Origin of the sequence: Micromonospora coerulea (assembly GCF_016598485.1) — a bacterium.
In the GTDB taxonomy this organism is placed as follows: Bacteria; Actinomycetota; Actinomycetes; order Mycobacteriales; family Micromonosporaceae; genus Micromonospora; species Micromonospora coerulea.
This window is the reverse complement of the sequence record NZ_JAEMUW010000005.1, coordinates 90,161-115,761: the sequence shown is the minus strand read 5'-3', so window position 1 is coordinate 115,761 and position 25,601 is coordinate 90,161. Positions and strand designations below refer to the sequence as shown.

General features: G+C 73.6%; 22 protein-coding genes. 13 read left to right on the top strand and 9 right to left on the bottom strand.

Translation table 11 applies throughout. From position 1 onward, the window contains the following. Positions 1-58: 58 nt before the first annotated feature. Complete coding sequence (gene ppc, locus I8N68_RS08990) at positions 59-2,845, bottom strand: phosphoenolpyruvate carboxylase (protein ID WP_200209411.1); 2,787 nt, start codon at positions 2,843-2,845, stop codon at positions 59-61. A gap of 128 nt (positions 2,846-2,973) precedes the next feature. Beyond that, positions 2,974-3,987 carry a hypothetical protein gene (locus I8N68_RS08985; RefSeq protein WP_200209410.1) on the bottom strand — a complete coding sequence of 338 codons (1,014 nt, stop codon included), beginning with the start codon at positions 3,985-3,987 and terminating at the stop codon, positions 2,974-2,976. Positions 3,988-4,070: 83 nt separating this feature from the next. Here I8N68_RS08985 and I8N68_RS08980 point away from each other — a divergent pair, with 83 nt between their 5' ends. Beyond that, entirely contained in the window at positions 4,071-5,111 is a 1,041-nt protein-coding gene (locus I8N68_RS08980; RefSeq protein ID WP_200209409.1) for a S66 family peptidase, read from the top strand. A gap of 17 nt (positions 5,112-5,128) precedes the next feature. Here the strand turns inward: I8N68_RS08980 and I8N68_RS08975 are convergent, their stop codons facing one another. Together I8N68_RS08975 and I8N68_RS08970 are read right to left on the bottom strand one after the other, a co-directional pair. Then, a complete protein-coding gene (locus I8N68_RS08975) occupies positions 5,129-6,037 on the bottom strand; it encodes a cyclase family protein (RefSeq protein ID WP_200209408.1) in 909 nt (302 codons plus the stop codon). A 271-nt stretch (positions 6,038-6,308) separates the two neighbouring features. Then, positions 6,309-7,202, bottom strand: a complete 894-nt coding sequence (locus I8N68_RS08970) for a helix-turn-helix domain-containing protein (RefSeq protein ID WP_200209407.1) — start codon at positions 7,200-7,202, stop codon at positions 6,309-6,311. Positions 7,203-7,335: 133 nt separating this feature from the next. On the opposite strand from I8N68_RS08970, the gene mfd reads away from it, so the two are divergent. The 4 genes from mfd (at position 7,336) to I8N68_RS08950 (ending at position 14,601) form a co-directional block, all read left to right on the top strand. Next, positions 7,336-10,968 carry a transcription-repair coupling factor gene (mfd, locus tag I8N68_RS08965; protein ID WP_200209406.1) on the top strand — a complete coding sequence of 1,211 codons (3,633 nt, stop codon included), beginning with the start codon at positions 7,336-7,338 and terminating at the stop codon, positions 10,966-10,968. A gap of 134 nt (positions 10,969-11,102) precedes the next feature. After that, on the top strand, positions 11,103-11,879 hold the full coding sequence (locus tag I8N68_RS08960; RefSeq protein ID WP_200209405.1) for a hypothetical protein: 777 nt from the start codon (positions 11,103-11,105) through the stop codon (positions 11,877-11,879). Between the two features lie 2 nt (positions 11,880-11,881). Beyond that, positions 11,882-12,874 (top strand): nucleoside triphosphate pyrophosphohydrolase, encoded by a 993-nt coding sequence (locus I8N68_RS08955; RefSeq protein WP_200209404.1) that lies wholly within the window; start codon positions 11,882-11,884, stop codon positions 12,872-12,874. A 107-nt stretch (positions 12,875-12,981) separates the two neighbouring features. Beyond that, complete coding sequence (locus tag I8N68_RS08950) at positions 12,982-14,601, top strand: DUF885 domain-containing protein (protein ID WP_200209403.1); 1,620 nt, start codon at positions 12,982-12,984, stop codon at positions 14,599-14,601. Positions 14,602-14,612: 11 nt separating this feature from the next. On the opposite strand, the gene nudC is transcribed toward I8N68_RS08950, so the two are convergent. Beyond that, a complete protein-coding gene (gene nudC, locus I8N68_RS08945) occupies positions 14,613-15,536 on the bottom strand; it encodes an NAD(+) diphosphatase (RefSeq protein ID WP_307812711.1) in 924 nt (307 codons plus the stop codon). After that, entirely contained in the window at positions 15,533-16,225 is a 693-nt protein-coding gene (locus I8N68_RS08940; RefSeq protein ID WP_200209402.1) for a hypothetical protein, read from the bottom strand. Before I8N68_RS08940 ends, nudC begins: the two co-directional genes overlap by 4 nt. 244 nt (positions 16,226-16,469) lie before the next feature. On the opposite strand from I8N68_RS08940, the gene eno reads away from it, so the two are divergent. Genes eno through I8N68_RS08920 form a run of 4 tightly spaced genes read left to right on the top strand, consistent with a single transcriptional unit; the run spans position 16,470 to position 19,513 of the window. Next, the gene (gene eno, locus I8N68_RS08935; protein WP_200209401.1) at positions 16,470-17,753 is read left to right on the top strand and encodes a phosphopyruvate hydratase; all 1,284 of its coding nucleotides are present in this window, start codon (positions 16,470-16,472) and stop codon (positions 17,751-17,753) included. Positions 17,754-17,782: 29 nt separating this feature from the next. Beyond that, positions 17,783-18,415 (top strand): FtsB family cell division protein, encoded by a 633-nt coding sequence (locus I8N68_RS08930; protein WP_200209400.1) that lies wholly within the window; start codon positions 17,783-17,785, stop codon positions 18,413-18,415. A 34-nt stretch (positions 18,416-18,449) separates the two neighbouring features. Next, positions 18,450-19,007, top strand: coding sequence for a DUF501 domain-containing protein (locus I8N68_RS08925; RefSeq protein WP_200209399.1), 558 nt, complete (start codon positions 18,450-18,452; stop codon positions 19,005-19,007). After that, on the top strand, positions 19,004-19,513 hold the full coding sequence (locus tag I8N68_RS08920; protein ID WP_200209398.1) for an amino-acid N-acetyltransferase: 510 nt from the start codon (positions 19,004-19,006) through the stop codon (positions 19,511-19,513). The genes I8N68_RS08925 and I8N68_RS08920 overlap by 4 nt, the downstream gene beginning before the upstream one ends. A gap of 8 nt (positions 19,514-19,521) precedes the next feature. Here the strand turns inward: I8N68_RS08920 and I8N68_RS08915 are convergent, their stop codons facing one another. After that, complete coding sequence (locus tag I8N68_RS08915) at positions 19,522-20,415, bottom strand: CE1 family esterase (RefSeq protein ID WP_307812709.1); 894 nt, start codon at positions 20,413-20,415, stop codon at positions 19,522-19,524. 97 nt (positions 20,416-20,512) lie between these two features. Here I8N68_RS08915 and I8N68_RS08910 point away from each other — a divergent pair, with 97 nt between their 5' ends. Together I8N68_RS08910 and I8N68_RS08905 are read left to right on the top strand one after the other, a co-directional pair. Continuing rightward, complete coding sequence (locus tag I8N68_RS08910; protein ID WP_200209397.1) at positions 20,513-21,532, top strand: helix-turn-helix transcriptional regulator; 1,020 nt, start codon at positions 20,513-20,515, stop codon at positions 21,530-21,532. Between the two features lie 40 nt (positions 21,533-21,572). Next, complete coding sequence (locus tag I8N68_RS08905; RefSeq protein WP_200209584.1) at positions 21,573-22,502, top strand: Ppx/GppA phosphatase family protein; 930 nt, start codon at positions 21,573-21,575, stop codon at positions 22,500-22,502. Positions 22,503-22,596: 94 nt separating this feature from the next. On the opposite strand, the gene I8N68_RS08900 is transcribed toward I8N68_RS08905, so the two are convergent. After that, a complete protein-coding gene (locus I8N68_RS08900; RefSeq protein ID WP_200209396.1) occupies positions 22,597-23,304 on the bottom strand; it encodes a hypothetical protein in 708 nt (235 codons plus the stop codon). A 180-nt stretch (positions 23,305-23,484) separates the two neighbouring features. Beyond that, a complete protein-coding gene (locus I8N68_RS08895) occupies positions 23,485-24,114 on the bottom strand; it encodes a LysE family translocator (protein ID WP_200209395.1) in 630 nt (209 codons plus the stop codon). Between the two features lie 79 nt (positions 24,115-24,193). On the opposite strand from I8N68_RS08895, the gene I8N68_RS08890 reads away from it, so the two are divergent. Next, positions 24,194-24,526 (top strand): PadR family transcriptional regulator, encoded by a 333-nt coding sequence (locus I8N68_RS08890; protein ID WP_089011147.1) that lies wholly within the window; start codon positions 24,194-24,196, stop codon positions 24,524-24,526. After that, a complete protein-coding gene (locus I8N68_RS08885; RefSeq protein WP_200209394.1) occupies positions 24,523-25,548 on the top strand; it encodes an HAAS signaling domain-containing protein in 1,026 nt (341 codons plus the stop codon). The genes I8N68_RS08890 and I8N68_RS08885 overlap by 4 nt, the downstream gene beginning before the upstream one ends. Positions 25,549-25,601: the final 53 nt, after the last annotated feature.

Here is a 25,601-nt window from a genome sequence, read left to right as displayed (position 1 = left end):
CTGAACATGCGAGGAGGCCCCGGTCGCACCGACCGGGGCCCTCCTCGTCCGTTCCGGGTCAGCCGGTGTTGCGCATGCCGGCGGCGATGCCGTTGACCGTGGTCAGCAGCGCCCGCTCCAGCGCCGTACCGTCGCTGGGGGCCCGGCGACCGCCCGGCGCGGTGGCCACCGCCCGGCCGGCGGCGCCGGAGTCCCGGTACTGCCGCAGCAGCGCCACCTGGAGGTGGTGCAGCGGCTCCAGGTAGGTGTCCCGCACGGCCAGGGTGCGTTGGAGCACCGGCGAGTTCTCCAGCAGGGCCGGCGAGGCGGTCACCGCCAGCACCTCCTGCTTGGTCAGCTCGTACTCCTGCTGGATCTTGTCGAAGATCGGGTGCAGCTGCTCCGGGACCAGCGTGTCGACGTACCGGCGGGCGATGCTCAGGTCGGTCTTGGTCAGCATCATCTCGACGTTCGACAGGAATGTGCGGAAGAAGTGCCAGTTGCGGTACATCTCGGCCAGCACGTCCTGCAGCCCGGCCGCCCGGGCGGCGGCCAGGCCGGAGCCGACGCCGAACCAACCCGGCACGATCTGCCGGGTCTGCGTCCAGCCGAACACCCACGGGATGGCCCGCAGGCCAGCCAGCCCGGCCCCGGTGTTCGGCCGCTTCGCCGGCCGCGAACCGATGTTCAGCGCGCCGAGCAGCTCGGTCGGCGTCGAGGCCCAGAAGTACGCCGGCAGGTCCGGGTCCTCGACCAGCCCCCGGTACGACCGGAACGCCGACTCCGAGACCGCGTCCATGGTCGCGTCCCAGCGCTCCAGCATCTCGGCGGGCTGCCGGGGCGCGGTATGCAGCAGCGTCGCCTGGAGCACCGCGGCCACGGTCAACTCCAGGTTCTCCCGGGCCAGCGCGGGCAGCGTGTACTTGTCGGAGATGACCTCGCCCTGCTCGGTCACCTTGATCGCGCCGTCGAGGGTGCCGTACGGCTGGGCCAGGATCGCCTCGTGGGTGGGCCCGCCGCCGCGCCCGACGGTGCCGCCCCGGCCGTGGAAGAGCCGCAGGTGCACGCCGTGCCGGGCGGCCACGTCACGCAGCGCCCGCTGGGCCCGGTGGATGGACCACTGGCTGGTGGTGATGCCCGCCTCCTTGTTGGAGTCGGAGTAGCCCAGCATCACCTCCTGCACGTCGCCCCGGGCCGCGACGAGGGCCCGGTAGGCCGGCAGGGATAGCAGCTCGTCCAGCAGTTCGCCGCCGGCGTTCAGCTCGGCCGGGGTCTCCAGCAGCGGCACGAAGCCGATCCGGGCCCGGCCGGAGTGCACGTCGACCAGGCCGGCCTCGCGGGCCAGCACCACCGCGGCGAGCACGTCGTCCACGCCGAGCGTCATCGAGATGATGTACGACTCGATCACCTCGGCGCCGAACCGATCCTGCGCCTCCCGGATCGCGCCGAACACGTCGAACGTCTTCCGCGCGCTCTCGGTCAGCGGGGTGTCCACGGTGGAGAGCGGCCGGCGGCCGGTCAGCTCGTCGGCGAGCAGCTTGGTCCGCTCCAGCCGGGACAGCGACGGGTAGTCCGACACCTCGCCGACCGCCCCGTAGAGCTGCGCGAGCACCTCGTGGTGCTTCTCGGCGTGCTCGCGGACGTCCATGGTCGCCAGGTGCAGGCCGAACGCGGAGACCGTACGGATCGTGGAGGCCAGCCGGCCGACGGCGGTGAGCTGCCCCGAGTTGCGGGCCAGCGAGGCGCGCAGCAGCTCCAGGTCGGCGATCAGCTCGGCGGAGCCCCGGTAGTCGCGGCCCGGCACGTGCGCGGTGCCGGCGCGCAGCCGCTCCCGGGTGTTGGCCAGCTTCGCCTTCACGCAGCGGGCCTTGAGCCGGTACGGCTCCTCGGCGTTGACCCGGCGGAACCGGGGCGCCACCTCGGGCAGCGCGTCCAGGTCGGTGGCGAGGCTGGCGGAGAGGTCCAGCGACACGGCCCGCAGCCGGCGGGAGACGGAGACCTCGTTGATGAGCTCGTCCATCGCCCGCTCGGTGGCCTCGATGCCGTGCTCGTGCTGGATGCGCAGCACCTCCCGGGTGACCGCCGGGGTGACGAACGGGTTGCCGTCCCGGTCCCCGCCGATCCAGGTGCCGAAGGTCAGCGGGCGCGCCGTCGGAGAGGTCTCGACGCCGAGGGTGCGCAGCGTGTCGGCGAGGTCGTCGAGCACCTGCGGGGCGGCCTCGGCGTGCAGGTCGCGCAGGTAGTAGATGGCGTTGCGGGCCTCGTCGGTCGGGTCCGGCCGGTCCAGGCGCAGCTCGTCGGTCTGCCACATCAGGTCCAGCAGCTCCGCCAGCCGCCGGTTCGCCGGGCCCTCGTCGCTGGCCCCGTAGAGGATCGCGTTGGCGGTCTCGGTGTCCAGCTCGTCGGCGATCGCGCGCAGCTTCGACAGGATCGACCGGCGGGCCGCCTCGGTGGGGTGGGCGGTGAAGACCGGGCGTACCGCCAGCCGGCGGGCCGCGGCCGCGATCTCCTCGGCCGGCACCCCGCGCTCGGCGATCATCTTGGCCGCCTGGTCCAGCCAGCCGCCGTGGATCGCCCGGCGGCGGCGCAGGTCACGGGCCCGGTGCACCTGCTCGGTGATGTTGGCCAGGTGGAAGTAGGTGGAGAAGGCCCGGGCCAGCTTGGTGCCGGTGGTCACGTCCAGCCCGCCGAGGCGCTGGGCGGCGGCCGGCGGGTCGGAGCGGACCTGGGCGCGAATCTCCTCGACCAGGTCGAGCAGCGGGCGGCCCTCCTGCCGGGCGAGGGTCTGCCCGAGGAGCGTGCCGAGGCGGCGGATGTCGGCCCGCAGCGCGGCGTCCGGGCCGTCGTGGTCGTGCTGGTCGGTCACGGTGCGCTCCTTACGTGAGTACGAAGGACAGCGCTGTCCGACTCCCTGGATGGTATCCGCGCCGGAGTCGGTCGCAGGAGGGGCTCTCCGCATGGTGCGCCGTGACGAGGGACACCCCGGAGATCACCTCAACCGTCCTGGCCGGGCCGGGCCCGACGGCCACGGACCAGGGTCGCGGCGAGCAGCGCGGCCAGGCCGAGCACCGCCCAGAGCACCAACCCGGACACGGACCAGCCGATCGAGCGCCGGTCGAAGTAGGCCGCGGACTTGATCAGGTCGGTGCCCAGCCCCGGCACGTTCCACCGGTGCATCCCGCGCAACCAGGTGGGCAGGAACTCGGGTGCGTAGATGCCGCCGGAGCCGGGGTTGCCGAGCACCACCAGCAGAAGGATGACCAGCCCGGTGCCGAGTAGGCCGAGCCAGCCCTGGACCGCGGCGGCCACCATCGCGGCGGCGAAGACCGTGAGCACGCCGGTGCCCGCGATGGCCGGCAGGTCGTGGTTCCAGACGTCCAGCACCGGGCCGACCAGCGCCGCCCCGACGATGCCGAGCACCACGCTGTAGACGGCGAGCACGCTGATCCGCAGGGCGGCGCGACGCAGTGTGCGCGGGGTGGTGCCGGCGGACAGCCCGAGCGCGGTCGAGGCCAGGTAGCCGCCGAGCACGTACCCGACGGCCAGGTAGAACGGCACCAGGCCGCGCGGGTCGGTGTCGGCCACTGGCACCTCATCGGTCACCCGCAGCGGCAGGCGGGCCTGTTGCGCGGCGGCAGTGAGCACTTGGGTGACCAGGTCGGTGGCGGCCGGGGCGCTGGCGCTGGCGTTGGTCAGGACGAGCCCACCCTCGGGGCCGGAGCCGAGCACCGCGTACACCTCGCGGCTGGTCAGCCCGTCGTCGGCGGCGCCCGGGTCGTCGTACTCGACGGGTTTGATCTTGCTATTCCGTTCGCGGACGCCGGCCAGCACCCTCTGCGCGGGTTGGTCGCCGAGCGCCACCCCGACCGGCACGTCGCGAGGAGTGGGCTGGTGCAGCGCGCCGACGTAGGCGGCGATGAACGCGCTGGCCAGCGCCAGGGTGCCGAGCAGCAGGCCGGCGATGCGGGGCAGCCAGTCGCCTACCCGGACCTCCGGCGCCTCGCCCACCAGGCCAGCCTAGGGCCGGCTTTGCCCCGCTTGGGGCTTTTCGCCTGGCGGAAACCGGTGGTGGGGCCGGTTAACGTCTGATCATGGACCTGCCGCGCTACGCCGCCAAGCCGAAGCCGGGCGACCGGGTCGCCATCGTGTCGCCCTCCGCCGGCCTGCCAGGCCTCTTTCCGCACGTGCACGAGCTGGGCCTGCGACGGCTGCGCGAGGAGTTCGGCCTGGAGCCGGTGGAGTATCCGACCACCCGACGGATGGGGGCGGACCCCCGGGACCGGGCCCGGGACCTGACCGCCGCCTTCGCCGACCCGACGATCACCGCAGTGCTCGCCACCGTCGGCGGGGACGACCTGATCACGGTCACCCCGCACCTGGACGACGCCGTGATCCGGGCCAACCCCAAGCCGTACTACGGCTACTCGGACAACACCAACGTGCTCAACCACCTGTACCGGCTGGGCATGGTCGCGTACCACGGCGGGTCGGTGCTGGTGCACCTCGGCCGACCAGGGCGGCCGCACCCGCTCACCTTCGACTCGCTGCGGGCGGCGCTGTTCACCTCCGGGTGGTACGAGCTGACCCCGGCGACCGAGTGGGGCGACGAGCCGCGCGACTGGCGGGATCCGGCGACGCTGGCCGACGACCCCGTGATGTTCCCCGGCGAGGGCTGGCGCTGGCACGGGCCGGCCCGGGTGGTGCAGGGGCGGACCTGGGGCGGCTGCCTGGAGATACTCCACTGGCTGATGGCCGCCGACCGGGTCCCCTCGGCCGCCGAGCTGGCCGGTTCGGTGCTGGTCTTCGAGACCTCCAACGAGCTGCCCAGCGCGCAGGAGGTCTTCCGCATCGTGCGCAACATGGGGGAGCGCGGGCTGCTCACCGCCTTCCCGGCGATCGTGGTCGGCCGGCCCAAGGCGTGGGACTTCGAGAAGCCGCACAGCCTGGACGAGCGGCGGGCCTGGGGCGAGGCGCAGCGGGCGGCGATCCTCCGGGCGCTGGCGCCGTACGCCGAGGACCCGGTGGTGGTCTTCGACGTCGACCTCGGCCACACCGACCCGCAGCTGATCGTCCCGTACGGCGGCGAGATCCGGGTCGACGCGGTCGAGCGCCGGATCGCCGTGCGCTACTGACGTCCGTCCGGGACCGCTCAGTCCACGGTCGCGAAGGCCCGGACCGGGAAGGTGCCCATCCCGGCCACCCGGGGCGGGGCGGCGGTGAACCGGAAGCCTTCCGGGGGCAGCGCGTCCAGGCCGGTCAGGTGCTCGACGATCGGGATGCCGGCGCCGAGCAGGGTGCTGTGCGCGGGGCGTTCGCCGCCGGCCGTCGGGCTCATGTCGTCGATGTTGATCGAGTCGATGCCGACCAGCGCCGCGCCGGCATCGGCCAGCGCCCGGGCGGCGTCCCCGGTCAGGTGCGGCGCCTCCGGCGCGCCGTACCGGTCGGTGCCGAAGTGCGCGTCCCAGCCGGTGTGCAGCAGCACCGCGCGCCCGGCCACCTCGTACGGGGCGAGCATCAGCCGGTCCACGGCCCGGGTGCCGGCCGGCACCCGGACCACCGCGCCGGGCAGGTCGGCGAGCCGGTCCAGCGGCACCCCGGCCAGGTCGGCCCCCTCGGCCCAGCGGTGCGCCGGGGTGTCCAGGTAGGTGCCGGTGTTGGCGATCATGTCGACCCGGGCGACGTGGAACTCGACGCCGGGGGCGTAGTTCGCCCGGGACGCCGCGAAGGTCAGCCAGTCGGTGATCTGCGGCGCGGGCCAGCCGGGCAGAGTGGTCATGCCGTCGGTGATCACGTGACTCAGCTCGACCAGCCGGCGCGGGGGCCTGGTGCCGGTGGTGACGCCCCGACCGCCCTTGTGCGGCTCCTCGATGATCGTCTTGGCCCCGATCCGGACCTCGGCGACCATCAGCAGCCCGAGGTGCCGGACGAAGAGCGCGGCCAGCTCGTCGTCGGTGATGTCCCGGCCCGGGATGTCCAGCCGGAACCCGTCCGTCCGCAACCCGCCACCGTTGGCGAAGGTGACCTCCGCGTCGAACTGCGCCCGATACTGCTCCGCCATGCGGGCAAGCCGATCACGGGTGGCGAACCCCGGTCAAGATCCAAGTGTGCGGACGCCGGTAGCCGGCATTCGAGCAATTTTCTTCAAGAACCGCGCGGCGCCGGGCCCGGAGGATGGAACGCGTCAGCCCGACGGGGCCGCCACGGGACGGCGGCCGGAGCGGGGCACGCGGACCTGTTCGGGGAGGTCCGACGCCCCCGTCGGGCCGCCACGGGCAGCTTCGGGCGGGCCCGACGGAGGTGCCGTACGGCACCTCCACCGGCCGTTGCGCTCAGTCGGCGAGGAGGCGGCGCAGCCGGGCCGGCGGGTGCCCGACCTGGTCCCGCACCACCCGGGTCAGGTGGGCCTGGTCGGCGAAGCCGTACTCGCTGGCCAGCGCCCCGAGCGGACGCCCGTCCGGCTCGGCGAGGGTGTCCAGCACCGCCCGCACCCGCAGCCGGTTCCGGTAGGCGGTCAGGCTGCTCCCGGTCATCCGCTGGAACACCCGGCTGAGGTGGTGCGGCGAGGTGCCGATCTCCCGGGCGACCTCCTCCAGACCCAGGGTGAAGTCCGAGGTGGCCAGCACCTCGCGGGCCCGGTCGGCGAGGCGGCGGTGCGCGGCCAGGGTGGCCGGTCGCCGCCGGACGGCCCGCTCGATCTCGGCGCCGGCGTCGTGGGCGGCCAGCGCGCTGTGCTGGAGCAGCCGGCCCAGGAACCGGTGCAGCCGCTCGGCCATCTCGAACCGGTCCAGGCCCCGCCGGCACTCGGCCACCAGCAGCCGGTGCGCCAGGTCCAGGGAGGCGTCCGAGGTGCCCGCCCAGCCGGCCCGGTCCAGCCAGCCGACCGCGTCCGGCCGCCCGGTCAGCACCTCCCGGTCGATCTCCAGGCAGGTGTACGAGTCCCCGCAGCCGTACGGGTGGGCCACCGCCATCTCGTCTCCCGGGCGCGTGATCAGCACGGAGGTGGCGTCGGAGACGCCGGTACGGCCGTTCAGGCGGCGCTGGTAGGTCCCCGAGCGACCAATCACGATCTTGAACTGGTCCTCGGCGGCGGTCTCCGTCCAGCCGTGGTTCTCGACGATGCAGCGGACCTGGTAGATCAGCATCCCGTCCGGGTGCCCCAGCACCCGCCACCGCGCCGGGGTGGTCTTGCGGCGCGGATCACTGCCGGTTCCCTCAGCAGGCATTCGGTTCTCCCAGGTGTTCCTCGACGGCGTGGCGGCCGATCGTCTCCCGGAGAGATAGTGTCGATCCGCAAACCCCCCGTCCAGACCGGGCGCGGGGTGATCGTCGTGTGCCATCCGCAGGAAGTGATCACTGATGCTCACCGGACTGTTCGCCGCCGCCCTCGCCGACCCCGGGTTGGCCCGGGCGCGTGACCTGGCGCGTTCCGGTGCCGCGCAGGTCGACGGCCTGGACCTGACCGCCCCGGCCGCGCTGCGCCCGTTCGCGGTCGCCGCGGTCGCCGCGGACGAGCCCGCCGGCGGGGCCGGCCGCCCGGTGCTGGCGGTCACCGCCACCAGCCGGGAGGCCGACGACCTCGCCTCGGCACTGGGCAGCCTGCTGCCGCCGGAGCAGGTGGCGGTCTTCCCGTCCTGGGAGACGCTGCCGCACGAGCGGCTCTCGCCCCGCTCCGACACCGTCGGCCGCCGGCTGGCCGTGCTGCGCCGGCTGGCCCGCCCGGAGTCGGCCGACGCGCACGGGCGCACCGGGCCGCTGCGGGTGGTCGTGGCGCCGGTCCGGTCGCTGCTGCAACCGCAGCTCAAGAGCCTCGGGGACCTGGAGCCCGTGCAGCTCGCCGCCGGCGACGAGGCGGACCTGGAAGAGGTCGCCCGCCGGCTCACCGACATGGCGTACGCCCGGGTCGACCTGGTCACCAAGCGGGGCGAGTTCGCCGTGCGCGGCGGCATCCTGGACGTCTTCCCGCCCACCGACGAGCACCCGTCCCGGGTCGAGTTCTGGGGCGACGAGGTGGAGGAGATCCGCACCTTCGCCGTCGCCGACCAGCGGACCATCGAGGGGGTGCCGCAGCTCTGGGCGCCGCCGTGCCGCGAGCTGCTGCTGACGCCGTCCGTGCGTGAGCGGGCCGCCGCGCTGGCGCAGGAGCACCCGGAGCTGGCGGAGATCCTGGACAAGCTGGCCGAGGGCATCCCGGTCGAGGGGATGGAGTCGCTGGTTCCGGCGCTGCTCGGCAGCGAGAGCCTGGAACTGCTGGTCGACACCATGCCCGCCGGCACCCACGTGCTGCTCTGCGACCCGGAGCGGATCCGCACCCGGGCGCACGACCTGGTCCGTACCTCGGAGGAGTTCCTCCAGGCCAGCTGGGCCGCGGCCGCCGTCGGCGGCCAGGCCCCGGTCGACCTCGGCGCCGCCGCCTTCAAGACCCTGGCCGACGTACGCACGCGGGCCCGTGGCCTGCGCCAGCCCTGGTGGACCCTCGCCCCGTTCGGCCTGGTCGAGGCGGACGCCACCGCTCCGGCCCGGCAGCCCTGGGAGGACGCGCCGACCGAGGTCGACGTCACCCCGGACGACGCCATCGCGGTGACCCTGGCCGCCCAGCCCGCCCCGCTCTACCACGGCGAGACCGCCCGGGTGGTCGACGACCTCAAGCGCTGGGCCGGCGAGGGGTGGTCGATCGCCCTGGTATTCGAGGGTCACGGCCCCGCCCAGCGGGCCGTCGAGGTACTCCGCGACGCCGGCCTCGGCGCCCGGCTCACCGAGGCGGTGCCGAGCGCGCCCGCCCCGGGCGAGGTGATCGTCTCCTGCGGCTGCCTGACCGCCGGCTTCGTCGACGAGGCGTCCCGGTTCGTGCTGCTCACCGGCAACGACGTCACCGGCGGCCGGGGCACCTCCACCCGGGACATGCGCAAGATGCCGAGCCGGCGGCGCAACACCATCGACCCGCTGGAGCTCAAGGCCGGCGACCACGTCGTGCACGAGCAGCACGGCATCGGCCGGTACGTCGAGCTGGTGCAGCGCACGGTCAACGGCGCCTCCCGGGAATACCTGGTCATCGAGTACGCCGCGAGCAAGCGCGGCCAGCCCGGTGACCGGCTCTTCGTCCCCACCGACCAGCTCGACCAGCTCTCCCGGTACGTCGGCGGCGAGCAGCCCACCCTGCACAAGATGGGCGGCTCGGACTGGCAGAAGTCCAAGGCCCGGGCCCGCAAGGCGGTCCGCGAGATCGCCGCCCAGCTGATCCAGCTCTACGCCGCCCGCAAGGCGTCCAAGGGGCACTCGTTCGGCCCGGACACCCCGTGGCAGCGGGAGCTGGAGGACGCCTTCCCCTGGCAGGAGACGCCGGACCAGCTGGCCGCGATCGAGGAGGTCAAGCGGGACATGGAGCAGACCGTCCCGATGGACCGGCTGATCTGCGGCGACGTCGGGTACGGCAAGACCGAGATCGCGGTGCGTGCCGCGTTCAAGGCGGTCCAGGACGGCAAGCAGGTGGCGGTGCTGGTGCCCACCACGCTGCTGGTGCAGCAGCACTACAACACCTTCGCCGAGCGGATGGGCCAGTTCCCGGTGACGATCCGGCAGCTGTCCCGGTTCCAGACGCCGAAGGAGAGCGAGCGGACGTTGGAGATGATCGCCGACGGCACCGTCGACATCGTCATCGGCACGCACCGGCTGCTCCAGACCGCGACCCGGTTCAAGTCTCTCGGCATGGTGGTCATCGACGAGGAGCAGCGGTTCGGCGTCGAGCACAAGGAGCACCTGAAGACGCTCCGGGCCTCGGTCGACGTGCTGAGCATGTCGGCCACCCCGATCCCGCGGACGCTGGAGATGGCGATCACCGGCATCCGGGAGATGTCCACCATCGCCACCCCGCCGGAGGAGCGGCACCCGGTGCTGACCTTCGTCGGGGCGTACGACGACCGGCAGGTGGCCGCCTCCATCCACCGCGAGCTGCTCCGCGACGGGCAGGTCTTCTACCTGCACAACCGGGTCGAGTCGATCGACCGGGCGGCCCGCCGGATCCGGGAGCTGGTGCCGGAGGCGCGGGTCGCCGTGGCGCATGGCCAGATGGGTGAGGAAGCGCTGGAGAAGGTGATGGTCGGCTTCTGGGAGAAGGAGTTCGACGTCCTGGTCTGCACCACGATCGTGGAGTCCGGCATCGACATCCCGAATGCCAACACGCTGATCGTGGAGCGGGCCGACCTGCTGGGCCTGGCCCAGCTGCACCAGATCCGCGGCCGGGTGGGCCGGGGCCGGGAGCGGGCGTACGCCTACTTCCTCTACCCGACGGAGAAGCCGCTCACCGAGCACGCGCACGAGCGGCTGGCCACCATCGCCCAGCACACCGAGCTGGGCGCCGGCATGTACGTGGCGATGAAGGACCTGGAGATCCGGGGCGCCGGCAACCTGCTCGGCGGCGAGCAGTCCGGGCACATCGAGGGCGTCGGCTTCGACCTGTACGTCCGGATGGTCGGCGAGGCGGTGTCGGCGTTCAAGGGCGAGCAGCCCGAGGAGGAAGCCGACGTCAAGATCGATCTTCCGGTGGACGCGCACCTGCCGCACGACTACGTGGGGGTGGAACGGCTGCGCCTGGAGATGTACCGCAAGCTCGCCGAGGCGCGCGACGACGAGCGGCTGCGCGAGGTGGTCGCCGAGATGACCGACCGGTACGGCGAGCCGCCCGTCCCGGTGCAGAACCTGGTCGCGGTGGCCCGGTTCCGGCTGCTGGCCCGCCGGTACGGCCTCACCGAGGTCTCCATGCAGGGCAAGCACATCCGGTTCGGCCCGCTGCCGCTGCCGGACTCGAAGCAGTTGCGGCTCAAGCGCTACCACCCGGACTCGGTCTACAAGCAGGCCACCGACCAGGTCAGCGTGCCTCGGCCGAGCACCCGCCGGGTCGGCGGCGAACCCCTGCGCGACCAGGCCCTCCTGGAGTGGTGCGCCCAACTCCTCTCCGACGTCCTCGGCGAGCCCGCCCTGGCCGGTGCCCGCTGACCGGCCCATCGATCATGAAGTTGTTGTCGCGACACGCCGAGGCGGGCGGCAACAGTTTCATGATCAAGGCGGTGGGCGGCGCCGCTCGGTGGGTGGCGTCACAGCCGGGTACCTGGCGTGAGAGAGTGACCGGCATGCGTGCTCGCCGTCTCACCGCCGCCGCCAGCGTCGCGGCCCTCGCTGTCCTCTCCCTCGGTGCCTGCGGCCGGTCCGCGCCGGACGTCGCCGCCTACGTGGGTGACACGACGTACTCGGTCGACCGGGTGGACGCCATCCACGACGAGGCCCAGGCGACGTACGCGGAGTCGGTGAAGGCCGCCGCCGCGCAGCAGGGGGCCTCCCCGTCGCCGGAGCAGCTGAAGCTGAACGTGGACCGGCAGGACATCCTCAACCTGCTGGTCGGCATCGACCTGGGCAAGCGGATCGCCGAGGACAAGAAGGTGCCGGTGCAGGACCAGCTCAGCGCCGAGCAGATCGGCAAGGAGCTGGGCGTGCCGAACACCGAGTACGCGAAGCTCGCCGCCGAGTGGTACGACCTCTACCTGGGCCTGCAGGCGGGGCTGCCGCCGGCCGAGCTGACCGATGACTCCCGCGGCGACCTCTACGCCGCGCTGGTCAAGGCCGACGTGGCCCCGGCCGGGTGGTCCGTTGACGAGCAGCGCCAACAGTTCGCGGGAGCGGCGTTCACCCGCCAGGTCTCGGCGGTCAGCGTGGCGCTCCAGGACGAGGTGGAGAAGCTCGACGTCACGGTCAACCCGCGCTTCCCGGCGCTGGAGATCCCAGCACTGCTGCAGACCCAGAGCGGCCTGCGTCAGTTCGACCTGCCGTACGTCGACGGCAACGGGCAGGTGACCGACGTCTCCACCCCGGAGCCGCTGCCCACCGAGCCCACCGAGCCGGCCGCCTCCTGAGCATGTCCGCGCGGATCGTCCTGCTGGTCACCTCGCCCCGGCTGCCGGCCGGCCTGCTCACGGCCGCCGCCTGGGACGTCGTACGTGCCGCACCGGTGCTGGCCGGGGCGGAGAGCGCGCTGACCGCGGCGGTCCGCTCGGCGGGCGTCGAGGTCACCGTGGTCGACGGTGGCGCGACGAGCGCGCTGCTGGACGCGGTGGCCGCGCACGGCACGGCGGTCTGGCTGGCCGGGCCCGCCGGCGACGAGGCGCTGGCCCGGGAGCTCGGGCTGCGGCTGGCCCGCCAGCCGGGCCTGGCCGAGCTGGAGCTGATGTACGGCTCGTGGGATCCGCCGGGCGCCCGGCTGCTGGACGCGGTCGAGGTGATGGACCGGCTGGCCTCCCCGGGCGGCGATCCGTGGAAGCGGGCCCAGACCCACCGCAGCCTCGCCGGCTTCCTGCTGGAGGAGTGCTACGAGGCGTACGACGCGATCAGCGCCGACGACACCGACGCGCTCCGCGAGGAGCTGGGCGACGTGCTGCTCCAGGTGCTGCTGCACGCCCGGCTCGCCGAGGACCTGCCCGAGGGCGAGCGGTGGACCGTCGACGACGTGGCCGGCACCCTGGTCGACAAGATGGTCCGCCGCAACCCGCACGTCTTCGCCGGCGCGGAGACCGGCTCGCTGGAGGAGATCGAGGCCAACTGGGAGCGGATCAAGCGGGCCGAGAAGGCCCGCGCCTCGGTGCTGGACGGCATCGCGCTGAGCCAGCCCGCCCTCGCTCTGGCCGCCAAGATCCTCGACCGCGCCGCCCGGGTCGGCCTCGCGGTGCCACCACCCCTGTCCGACTCCCAGGTCGACCCGGAGGCGAGATTGGGAGCCAGCCTCCTCGCCACGGTCGCCGCCGCCCGGGAGGCGGGCATCGACCCCGAGGCCGCCCTGCGCCGCGCCACCCTCGCCTACGCCGACGCCGTCCGCGCCGCCGAACGCGCGTCCCGCACCGACCAGTCGAGGTGATCAAGAAGGTCGCGTCCGGAAACCGCACCTCGGCCCGACGCGAACTTCTTGATCACCGCAGGCCCCGACGCGACCTCGCGGAGCCGCGGGGTCGGTAGGGTCGGGGGATGGAAGCGTTCGTGCCGCTCGCGGAGCGGATCGTCGAGGCGGTGTTGGAGAGCCGGCCGGGACTGGCCACCTCGGCGGGGGACCACCGGTACGACGACCGGCTGCCGGACCTCTCCGCCGACGCGGTCGCCGCCGACCAGGCGATGCTCAAGGACGCGGCCGACGCGCTCTCCGAGATCGACCCCGACGCGCTCGACGTCGAGGAGCAGGTCGACCACGCGCTGCTCAGCTCGCTGGTGGACCGGGGGCTGTTCGAGTCGACGGAGATCCGCGCCCACGAGTGGGACCCGCTGCGGCACAACCCCGGCCCGCTGCTGCACGCGCTGCTGGCCCGCCCGTACGCGCCGGTCGAGGAGCGCCTGACCCACCTGGCCGGGCGGCTGTCGGCCGTACCGGACGCGCTGGCGACCGCGCGCGCGACGCTGCGCGACATGCCGCGGGTCCACGCCGAGACGGCGGTCGGGCAGTTCACCGGCGCGGCGGCGCTGATCCGCGACGAGGTGCCCCGGCTGCTGGCGCAGGCACCCGGGCTGTACGACCGGGTGGAGCCGGCGGCGATCGACGCGATCGCCGCGCTGGAGGAGTTCGTGGCCTGGCTGCGCATCGGGCTGGCCACCGACGCCGGGCCGGGGCGCGACCCGCGGCTGGGCCGGCGGCGCTGGGAGGCGCGGCTCTGGCACACCCTCGACACCGAGCTGGGCGCCGCCGAGGTGCAGCGCCGGGCCTGGGCCAACCTGGAGCGGGTCACCGCAGAGATCCGCGAGGCGGCCGTCGAACTGGTCGGCGGCCCGGCCGACGACGAGACGGTACGCCGGGCACTGGACCTGCTCGCCGCCGAGCACCCGGACGACCACTCCATCGTGGCGCTGGCCTCGGTCACCCTGGACGAGGCGAGCGACTTCGTCCGCGCGCACGACCTGATCACCCTGGTCGAAGACCCGTGCGTGATCCAGGAGATGCCGGAGTTCGCCCGGGGCGTCGCGGTGGCGTACTGCGACTCGCCGGGCCCGCTGGAGACGGCCGACCTGCCCACCTTCTACTGCATCGCGCCCACCCCCGCGGACTGGCCGGCGCACCGGGTCGAGTCGTTCTACCGGGAGTACAACGACCACATGATCCGCAACCTGACCGTGCACGAGGCGATGCCCGGTCACTTTCTCCAGCTCGCCCACGCCCGCCGGTACGCCGGCCCCACCCGGGTCCGCGCGCTGACCGAGTCCGGCGTGTTCGTCGAGGGCTGGGCGGTCTACACCGAGGAGCTGATGGCCGGCCTCGGTTTCGGCGGCCTGCCGGTGCGGTTGCAGCAGCTCAAGATGCAGCTCCGGATGACCATCAACGCGCTGCTCGATCAGCTCGTGCACTGCGAGGACCTGCCCGAGGCGGAGGCGATGGCGCTGATGACCGGGCGCGGCTTCCAGGAGGAGGGTGAGGCGGCCGGCAAGTGGCGCCGGGCGCTGCTCACCTCGACGCAGCTCTCCACCTACTTCGTCGGGTACAGCGAGATGGCCGACATCGCCCGGTCCCGGCCGGCCGGGGTGTCGGTGCGCGACTGGCACGACGGGATGCTCGCGCACGACTGCCCGCCGCCCCGGCACCTGCGCACCCTGCTCGGGATCTGACCGCCGGCGGGTCAGCGTCCGGCGGCGACGGCGTCGATCAGCCAGCGGGAGATCGAGTACGCCGGCGGCAGCTCCGCCGGCAGCGCGTCCAGCGGGAACCAGCGCGCCTCGGTGAGTTCCTTCCCGTCGACCACCGGCTCGGCGGCCGGGTCGGCGGCGGTGGCGGTGAAGCCGGCCAGCAGGGTGCCCGGCCCGGACATCGCCCAGGGCTGGCTGCCGAAGTAGGTCGGGTCGGTGATCGCCAGGCCCACCTCCTCGCCGACCTCCCGGTGGGCGGCCGCCTCCAGTGACTCGCCGGCCTCGACGAAGCCGGCCACCAGGGCCCACAACCCGGTCGGCCCGTACGCGTGCCGGACCAGCAGCAGCTCGTCGGGGCCGCCGGGGCGGGGGCGGGTGATCGCGACCAGCACGGCGGCGGAGAGCGGCAGCGGCACGTACAGGTCGCAGCCGGGGCAGCGCCGGGCGGTCTCGCCGGGCACGTCGGCGAGCTCGGTCCGGCAGGCGCCGCACCACCGGTGGGTGCGCCGCCAGGTCACCACGGCCAGCGCCCGCCCGGCGAGTGTCGCGAGGGGTTCGGGCAGCTCGGCGGCGAGTGCCCGCCAGCTCCGCCAGTGTCCGGGCAACTCATCGGCGTCGGGCACCTCGACCGCCCAGGCGGGTACGCCGTCGAGCGTCCCCACCGGCACCCGGGGCAGGCCCGTCGGCAGGTCGCCGATCCGGGGGAACGCCCCGTCGGGGCCGGTCCACAGCTTGCGACCGGCGACCGGCAGCGCGATGTCCCCGGGCGCGGGCGGCACGCTGCCGTCGGCCCCCGGCACGAACCCGCCGCGGCCGGACCTGGGACCGGTCGCGCCGGCCGGGTCGTTGGCCGCCGGGCCGGTGGCGGCTGGTGGGCCGGAGCTGCCGCCCGGGGCGGCGGGGGACGGGCCGGTCACGGCGTCGGCGTGCGGCGGTCCACCACGCCCGCGCCGGCCGGGACGTCGAAGGCGCGCGGGTCGACGATGTCGGTGTAGCTGGTCAGCGCCAGCTCCTCCGGCCGGCCGTCGAGGCTGCCGGTGAAGCTGCCGAGCACCCCCTCGTTGGTGACGCAGGCGGTGAAGCGCTCGCCCGCCCGGGTGACGTCCACGCAGGTGGCGTGGTGACCGGCGAGGGTGGTGTCGCTCTGCGTGATGCTCGCCTGCGGGTCGAGCGCCGCCTCGGTGAGCAGCCGGATCACGGCCGGCGGGGTGACCAGGCCGCGCTTGCTCGCCTCGGCGTAGACGGCGACCGACGGCTTGCCGGCGGTCAGCACCGGGGGCACCACCGTGCACGAGGTCTGGCCGGCGGCGGTCGTGCAGTTGGTGACCGCGTCCTGGGTCACCGTGATCTTGCCGGCCGGCCAGGTGTACGACGAGCGCAGTGGCTCCTTCGTCTGCGCGATCGAGGCGGCCCGTCCGCCGGAGAGCTGGTAGTCGGCGGCCCAGGTCTGCTCCAGCGACCGGTCCATCCGGGCGGCCAGGTCGTTGACCAGGTCGGCGTGGCCGAGGGCCTGTCCGGCGTCGTCGAGCGCCTGACACCCGGTGACCGTGAGCGACGCGATGACCGAGGCGGTGAGCACGCGGAAGGTGGTCGAGGCGGCGGGCATGGCGCCCAGCCTTGTCGATCGAGGCAACCTCTCGCAAACCCGTTGCCGGTTGACGCCCGAGAATCCGGGAATGTCCGTGTCACCCACCGCCGGGGGTGGGATCCGGGCCCGGCTCCGTGCGCCGGCGGGACACCGGGTGGAGACGTGCGACCGGGCGCCGCCCGATACGCTGCGTTCAACACCTGCCTCAGCCGCACCGTCGCGGCCCATACCGGACCGGAACACACAAACGAGGAGCGACTCAGTGGCAACCATCGAGGGAATCGTCGCCCGGGAGATCCTGGATTCGCGGGGCAACCCGACGGTCGAGGTCGAGGTCGGGCTCGACGACGGCACGATCGCCCGTGCCGCCGTGCCCTCCGGCGCCTCCACCGGCGCCTTCGAGGCGATCGAGCTGCGCGACGGTGACGCGGACCGCTACCAGGGCAAGGGCGTCGAGAAGGCCGTCTCGAACATCGAGGACAAGATCGTCGACCAGCTCATCGGGTACGAGGCCAGCGAGCAGCGGCTGATCGACCAGAAGATGCTCGACCTCGACGGCACGGACAACAAGGCCGAGCTGGGCGCCAACGCCATCCTCGGTGTCTCGCTGGCGATCGCCAAGGCCGCCGCGGGCAGCGCCGAGCTGAGCCTCTTCCGCTACCTGGGTGGCCCGAACGCGCACCTGCTGCCGGTGCCGATGATGAACATCCTCAACGGTGGGGCGCACGCCGACTCCAACGTCGACGTCCAGGAGTTCATGATCGCGCCGATCGGCGCGCCCAGCTTCCGCGAGGCGCTGCGCTCCGGCGCCGAGGTCTACCACGCGCTGAAGTCGGTGCTGAAGAAGAAGGGCCTGTCGACCGGTCTCGGCGACGAGGGCGGCTTCGCGCCGAACCTGCCCACCAACGCCGCCGCGCTGGACCTGATCGCCGAGGCGGTGGAGAAGGCCGGCTACCGGCTCGGCACCGACATCGTCTTCGCCCTGGACGTGGCCGCCACCGAGTTCTTCGACAACGGCACCTACACCTTCGAGGGCAGCGCGAAGTCCGCCGAGGAGATGAGCAACTACTACACCAAGCTCATCGGCGACTACCCGATCGTCTCCATCGAGGACCCGCTCTCCGAGGACGACTGGAGCGGCTGGGCCACCCTGACCGCCGCCGTGGGCGACCGGATCCAGATCGTCGGCGACGATCTCTTCGTCACCAACCCGCAGCGGATCGCCCGTGGCATCACCGAAAAGGCCGCCAACGCGGTGCTGGTGAAGGTCAACCAGATCGGCTCGCTCACCGAGACCCTGGACGCGGTGGACCTGGCCCACCGGGCCGGCTTCAAGTGCATGATGAGCCACCGCTCCGGCGAGACCGAGGACACCACCATCGCCGACCTGGCGGTGGCCACCGGCTGCGGCCAGATCAAGACCGGCGCCCCGGCCCGCTCCGACCGGGTGGCCAAGTACAACCAGCTCCTGCGCATCGAGGAGGAGCTGGCCGACGCGGCGCGGTACGCCGGTGCGGGTGCCTTCCCGCGTTACCGTTCGGCCTGAGCGCCTAGCTCCGGGGGAGGGGTGTGACGATGCAGCAGCGCCGCACACCGGGTGGTCAGCGTCCGACCCGCCGGCCTGGCCAGGCCGGCCGGCCGGGCGGGGCCCGGTCGGCGGTCCGTGAGGGTGGCGTGCGCGCCGAGCCGCGCGGCGCCGCCGGCCGCGCGCCCGGCGCGGCCCGGGGCGCGGAGGGCGTACGCTCCGCGAGCCGGCCCGCCGCCGCCCGGCGTACCGCCGCCGGCGGCACCGTCAAACGGCTCTCCGCACCCCACCCCCGGCGCTTCACCGGGCGGGCCACCGTGCTGTTCGCGGTGCTGATCGCGCTCGCCCTGGCGTACACCTATCCGGTCCGGGTCTACCTGGACCAGCAGGCCGACATCGAGCGGATGGAGGCGTCCCAGGCGGATCAGCGCCGCCGCATCGAGGACCTCTCCGCCGAGGCGGCCAAGTGGCAGGACCCGGCGTACATCGAGACGCAGGCCCGGGAGCGCTTCTTCATGGGCAAGCCCGGCGAGACGCTGCTGGTGGTGCTCTCCGATCCGGAGGGGGCGGCCAAGGACGGTGGCAAGGGCGCGAAGCCGGGGCCGCCGAAGCCCCCGGACCCCTGGTACGACACGCTGTGGTCGAGCGTGCAGGCGGCGAACGCCGAGCGCCCGGACAAGTGAGCACCACCGCAGCACCGAACGAGAGATGGGCACCGTGACTGTTGTACCACCGCAGGACCCGGCGGCGGGTTCCGTACCCCCGCCGGAGCGCCAACCGGCCACCGAGGCCGACCTGGCCGCGGTGGCCGCGCAGCTCGGCCGCCCGCCCCGCGGCACCCGGGCGGTGGCCCACCGCTGCCCCTGCGGCCTGCCCGACGTGGTGGAGACGACGCCCCGGCTGGCCGACGGCACGCCCTTCCCGACGCTGTTCTACCTGACCTGCCCACGGGCGACCGCGGCGTGCAGCCGGCTGGAGTCGGCCGGGCTGATGAAGGAGATGGCCGACCGGCTGGTCGAGGACCCGGAGTTGGCCGCCCGGTACCGGGCGGCGCACGAGGACTATCTGACCCGCCGGGAGGCCATCGGCCAGGTGCCGGAGATCGCCGGCATCTCGGCCGGCGGCATGCCCGGCCGGGTGAAGTGCCTGCACGTGCACCTGGGGCACGCGCTCGGCGCGGGGCCGGGGGTGAACCCGTTCGGGGACGAGACCCTGGCCCTGATGGAGAAGTGGTGGGCCGCCGGCCCGTGCGTGGACGTGCCAGGGCAAGAGTGAGCGGCGGGGAGATCGTCGTCCGGCGGGCCCGCACGGCTGACGTGCGCGGGATCCGGCGGCTGGTCGACACCTACACCGACGACCGGCGGCTGCTCAGCAAGGCCACGGTCACCCTCTACGAGGACGTGCAGGAGTTCCGGGTGGCGGTGGCACCCGACGGCACGGTGGTCGGCTGCGGCGCGCTGCACGTGATGTGGGAGGACCTGGCCGAGATCCGCACGGTGGCGGTCGACCCGGCCTGCCGGGGGCGGAAGCTCGGCCACCGGATCGTCGGCGACCTGATCGACGCGGCCCGTGGGCTGGGGGTGGCCCGGATCTTCGTGCTCACCTTCGAGACCGACTTCTTCGGCTCGTTCGGTTTCCGGGAGATCGACGGGGCGCCGGTGCCGCAGCCGGTCTTCGAGCAGCTGCTGCGCTCCTACGACGAGGGTGTGGCCGAGTTCCTGGATCTGGAACGGGTCAAGCCGAACACGCTCGGCAACACCCGGATGCTGCTGCGCCTCTAGGCCGGGCGTCAGTTCAGGCGGGGGTGGGCGACGAAGAAGTCCCAGACCACGTCGGTCGCCTGGAGCCCCGCGTCCGGCGCGGCCAGTTCGCCGGAGGCCGCCCCCGGCCAGCTGTGCCCCATGTCGGGGATGAGGTGGATGCTGACCTCGCTGCCGTCGGCGCACCGCGCCGCGCTCTGCGACACCCGGGACGTCTTCGGCGTCTTCGGCGTGGCCGGCACCGGCCGGCAGGAGAGCCGCTGCTGCCAGGTCCGGATGCCCGCCTGGAAGATCCCGGCGTACCGGTCCTGGCCGCCGATGACGGTGATGACGGACACCGGGCGCTTCGGCACGTAGTCCTCGCTCGCGGTCAGCGGTCCGCTGTAGCCGCCGCTGACCACACCGATCGCGGCGAAGACGCCCTCGGTCTCCACCGCGGCACGGAAGCTCATGTCGCCGCCGTTGGAGATGCCGGTGAGGAAGATCCGGTCCGGATCGGCCCCCCAGGTCTTCGTCAGGTGACCGGCGAGGGCCCGCAGGAAACCGACGTCGTCGGACTTTCCGCAGCAGATCAGCGCGTTGAAGCCGCCATCCTTGCCGTCCGGGTAGGCGACCAGGAACTTCTCCCGGTCGGCCTTGACGTCCAGTCCCACCATCTCCTGCATCGAGGTTCCGCTGCCGGGAAAGAAGTGCAGCGCGATGACCAGCGGGGTGGGTCGCGCGGGGTCGTACCCGGGCGGCGCGTGCAGCACGTAGCTGCGCTGCACCCCGTCGTGCCGGAGGCTGAGCCGGTGCTCGCCGGCCGCCGGCCGCTCGACCGGCGACGTGGCGGGTGGCGTCGCCGATCCGCGCCCCCCGTCACCGCACGCCGCGCCGACGAGCACCAGGCACAGCCCCACCAGCACCGCCACCGTCCGTCGCACGCTCCGCCCCCTTCGTGGATCCGCCGTCCACACTCGAATCCGCAGACGGGTCGGTCAAGCCCTTCGGTCCTGGCCGAAGGGAGGCAGGCTGCTTCGTATGCTTCGCCTTGAGCTCGGGCCGGCCGATCTCCGCCGGGTGACATTCGCCGAGCGGCTGCATCCGGTCGGCACCGCCATGCTGGCCTGGCAGGCATTGCGCGACCCCACCGTCGCCGCGCTGGCGCCGGCCCTGGCCGGCCGGGCGGCGACGGTCGAGCAGGCCGGCACGGCGCACCGGACGGTCGCGACCCTGCGGCACCTGCTGCCGGCCCGGGGGCGGATGCCGGATTTCCTCACCCCGTTCGACGGCCTGGAGTCGCTGGCGGCCGGGCTGGCGGTGATCCGGGCCACCTCGTCCCGGCGGATACGCGCCGAGGTGACCGCCGCCTACGCCGAACTGACCGCCACGCCGCTGCGGCGCCGGTTCGCCGCCGCCGACCCGGAGGTCCGGGACCTGCTCGGCCGGGCGGTGCGCGACTGGTTCGAGGCGGTGCTCGCACCGCACTGGGCCGACCTGTCGATCACCCACGGACACCAGGTGGCGAGCGCCGGTCACCGGCTGGCGATGCACGGCGTGGACGGCCTCTTCACCGGACTGCACCCGGCGATCCGGTGGCGTCCCCCGGTGCTGGAGGTATGCACCTGGTGGAGCGGGGAGTTGACCGGTACCGGCCACGGCCTGATCCTGCTGCCCTCACCGCTGGCTGGTCCGCGCCCGCGCGTGCTGGTCGAGCCGGACCGTCCGGTCCTGCTGGTCTACCCGGTGCCGATGCCGCGACCGGTCGCCGCGGGGGGCGATCCACTCGGCCGGCTGCTCGGCGCCACCCGGGCGGCCGTGCTGCGCCAGCTCGCCCGGTCCGGTGCCGCGACCACCACGGCGCTGGCCGGGGCCGCCGGGATCGGGCTCTCCTCCGCCTCCGAGCACGCCACGGTGCTGCGGGCAGCCGGCCTGATCACCAGTGACCGGGACGGCGGCGCGGTCCGGCACCGGCTGACGCCGCTCGGGGCGCACCTGCTCGGGCCGGGGCTGACGACCGCCGGCTCCGGGTCGGGTTCCGGCGGTGACGCCACCGGGTGACCGAGGCGGCTGCCGTAGGGTTGCTGCCGTGACGACGCGTGTGGCCGCCATCGACTGCGGGACCAACTCCATCCGCCTGCTGGTCGCCGACCTGCCCGACGAGTCCGCGGGCCCGGCGGCGCCGCTGGTCGACGTGACCCGCCGGATGGAGATCGTCCGGCTCGGCCAGGGCGTCGACAGGACGGGCCGGCTCGCCCCCGAGGCCATCGAGCGCACCCGGGTCGCGCTGGCGTCGTACGCCGCCGAGATCGAGAAGCTGGGCGCCGAGCGGGTCCGGATGTGCGCCACCTCGGCGACCCGCGACGCGGCCAACGCCGCCGACTTCCGGGCCATGGTCGAGCAGACCCTCGGCGTCGAGCCCGAGGTGGTCACCGGCGACGAGGAGGCCCGACTCTCGTTCACCGGCGCGGTGCGCGGCCTGCCCGCCGACGCCGAGCCGCCGTACCTGGTGGTCGACATCGGCGGCGGCTCCACCGAGTTCGTGGTCGGCACCCGTGCGGGCGGGGTCGAGGCCGCGATCTCGGTGGACATCGGCTGCGTCCGGATGACCGAGCGGCACCTGCACGACGACCCGCCGACGCTAAACGAGGTGGCCGCCGCCCAGGCCGACATCACGGTCGCGGTGGACCGGGCGCTCGCGGCCGTGCCGGGCCGCGGGGCCGCCACGCTGGTCGGGCTGGCCGGGTCGGTCACGACCGTGGTCGCCATCGCGCAGGGCCTGACCCAGTACGACCCGGCGCGCATCCACCACGCCCGGGTGTCGTACGAGCAGGTCGCCGACGTCACCGCCGACCTGCTGGCGAAGACCCGAGAGCAGCGGCTGGCCATCCCGGTGATGCACCCGGGACGGGCCGACGTGATCGGCGCGGGGGCACTGGTGCTCCGCGTGATCATGGAGCGGGCCGGCATGCCCTCGGTGGTCGCCTCCGAGCACGACATCCTCGACGGTATCGCCTGGAGCATTCTGTAACGGGCATCGCCTGGAGCCCCGCGGGTGGTGGTGTGGGTGGCCGGCGGTGAGATGACTGAGGGCTCTCTCTCGGCACACTGAGCCCGTCAGCGGTTCACCTCGACGGCTGGCGCGGCCAGTCCGATGACCGCCCGGACCTGTTCCCCGAGTTGCCCGACCACAGGCCGGTCCAGTCCGAACGACCGGCCCAGTCCGAACCGCCGGCCCCCTCCGAACGGCCGGCCCAGTCTGAACCGCCGGCCCCAACCAGCTCCGGTTCGGGCGTGCTGCCTGGCGTGTTCAGGCCGAGACCGTCCACGCCCAGTGGGCGGTCCCGTCGCGTTGTGGGCGGGATGATCTCGTCCGGTTGCAGCGCCCCGGGTGCGTCGGCCGCGTGCTGCGGCCACTGCCGCCAACGGCGGATGCTCACCACCCCGACGAGCAGCAGCGAGCCCACAAGCAGGCTCGTCCCGGTCCGGAGGGGGGCCGCCAGGTCGACTTGGTGGCCGCTCAAGGTCGGCTTTTGGTCGAGCAGTCTCAGCATCGCGGTCGGGTTGATCAGCAGGCCCAGGTAAGTGGTCGAGTAGATCAACCCGGTCAGCGCCGCGCCCAGCGGGGAGAACCGAAGCGTGGCGATGAGCCCGAGCAGGAGCCCCGCAGCCGCCAGGAGCAGCGCGGGTCGAACGAGATCACCGCTGTCCAGCGCGCCGCCGTTTTGTGCATCAGCGAACGCCCGCGCCGACTGATCCTGGCCAAGGGCGAAGAGAATCCAGGCCAGCGGGCCGACGATTGCCGCGGCGATCACGGTTCCGATGTGTCGCATCCGGGCAACGTACCGATCTTCCCCGAGGATGAGCAGGCCTCATAAGCGAAACTTAAGTCGATTGCCACGCCGTGGTGGCGGGGAACGTCAGTCCCTGGGCGACGGCGCGCAGGCTCGCGCGCTGGTGGGCGTACTCGGGAAACTGCTGCGGATCGCGGACCACGATGGGGCGGTCGGAGGTCAGGCGCGCTCGGTGGCGAGGCGGGCGCTGAAGCCGAGCAGGGCCACTCCGGTCAGCCCGTCCAGCCAGCGTCGTACCCGGCGGCGGGACAGCAGCCCGCGGGCGCGGTTCATCGTCGCGACCAGTAGCAGCAGGTAGGCCAGCCCCAGCACCGCATGACTGAGCGCGAAGACCAGCAGCACCGCCAGGGGCGCGGAGCCGCCGACGAACTGCGGCAGCACGGCCAGGTAGAAGGCCAGCACCTTCGGGTTGGTGATGTTGGACAGGAAGCCCTGCCGGAAGCCGGTGAACGCCTCGCCGGACGGGGTGGGGCCGCCGTCGGCCAGCGGCGCGTACCGGCCCCGCCAGGCCGAGCGCCACGCCTGCACGCCCAGGTACGCCAGGTACGCGACGCCGACCCAGCGGATGGTCTCGAACAGTGGCTGGGAGCGGACGATCAGCGCACCGAGGCCGGCCGCCGCGGCCGCACCCTGCACGACGTTGGAGCCGGTCACCCCGACCGCGCTCCACCAGCCGCGCCGTCGGCCGGCGGCCAGGGTGTTCCGGGTGACCACCGCGAAGTCCGGGCCGGGGATGAGGATCAGCACCGTGGCGAAGACCAGGAAGGATCCATAGCTGCTCCACGACATGCCTTCGACCCTACGACGGGACCGGCACACGGTACTGTTTTCTTGACGGTACTCCGCAATCCGCACTAGTGTCGGAAGCGTGGATACCACACAGCTCCTCAAGGGCGTGCTCGACCTCGCCGTCCTCGCCGTGCTCCGGGAGGAGGACGGCTACGGGTACGACATCCTCCGCCGGTTGCGGGACGCCGGCCTGGAGGAGGTCGGCGACGCCTCGGTCTACGGCACCCTGCGCCGGCTCTTCGCCGCCGGCCTGCTCACCACCTACGTCGTGCCGAGCGAGTCCGGCCCGCACCGCAAGTACTACGCGCTGAACGCCGCCGGCCGGGACCAGCTCGCCCGCTCCGGCAAGACCTGGCGCTCCTTCGCCACCACCATGGACGCACTGCTCGACGATCGGGGGATGGCGGCATGACCGTCACTGGGCAGGACATCGCGGACTACGTCGACCGGGTGCGCGCCGCACTGGCCGACCTGCCGCCCGCGGTCCGGGACGAGTTGACCGAGGACCTGCCGGAGCACCTGACCGAGGTGGCCGCCGAGGCGGACGGCTCGCTGGTCGACCGGCTCGGCGAGCCCGAGGCGTACGCGGCCGAGCTGCGGGCCGCCGCCGGGGCCGGCGACCCGGCCGCGGGCGGCCGGGGCCTCGACCGGCGGATCGCTGCCGCCCGACACCGGGTCCGCGCCCGGCTGTCCGGGCTCGACGCCCGGCTCGGTCCCCTCCTCGGGTACGCCTCGGCCAGCGAGTTCCTCCGACTGCTCCGCCCGGCCTGGTGGGTGCTGCGCGGCTACCTGGCGGCGGCGCTGCTCTCGGCGATCCTCGGTGGTGACCTCACCCTCCTGCCCCGGCCCTTCCGCAGCGAGGTCACCGGCCTCCTCGTGCTCATCGCCGCCGTGCTGACCTCGATCTGGCTCGGTCGCAACGCCGACCGCCTGCGGCGGTGGCCGCGCCGGCTGATGCACGCCGGCGCCCTCGTGCTGGTGGTCTTCGGGCTGGTCCTGCTCGTCAACCTCGACGAGCGGTCGCAGCGGGACGAGTTCGGCTACCAGGGGGTGTCCGTCGGCGACCGGTACGACAGCGTCCAGGACGTCTACGTCTACGACAGCGAGGGGCGGTTGGTGGAGAACGCCCGGCTCTTCGACCAGAACGGCGTGCCGATCCGGCTCGGCTACCCGTGGTGCGTCGACCCGGCCCAGCCGGACGCCGCGCTGCGGACCGGCTACCCGTTCTGCCCTGAGCTGGCCCCGTTCCGGTCGCGGCCGCCCGCGACGGCGCCGGTGCCACCGGGGACGAACGGAGGCCGGGCGCCCGCCGGGACCCCGGCGCCGTCGGGAGGCTCGGTGCCGACGGCGGCCGCCACGCCGACCGCGGTTCCCAGTGCGACGGTGACCCCGGCCCCGACCGGCACGGTCCCGGAGCCGAGCCCGACCCGCTGAACCATCCCGAAGGGGCGCCCGCCGAACCGGTGGGCGCCCCTGCTGCGTCCACG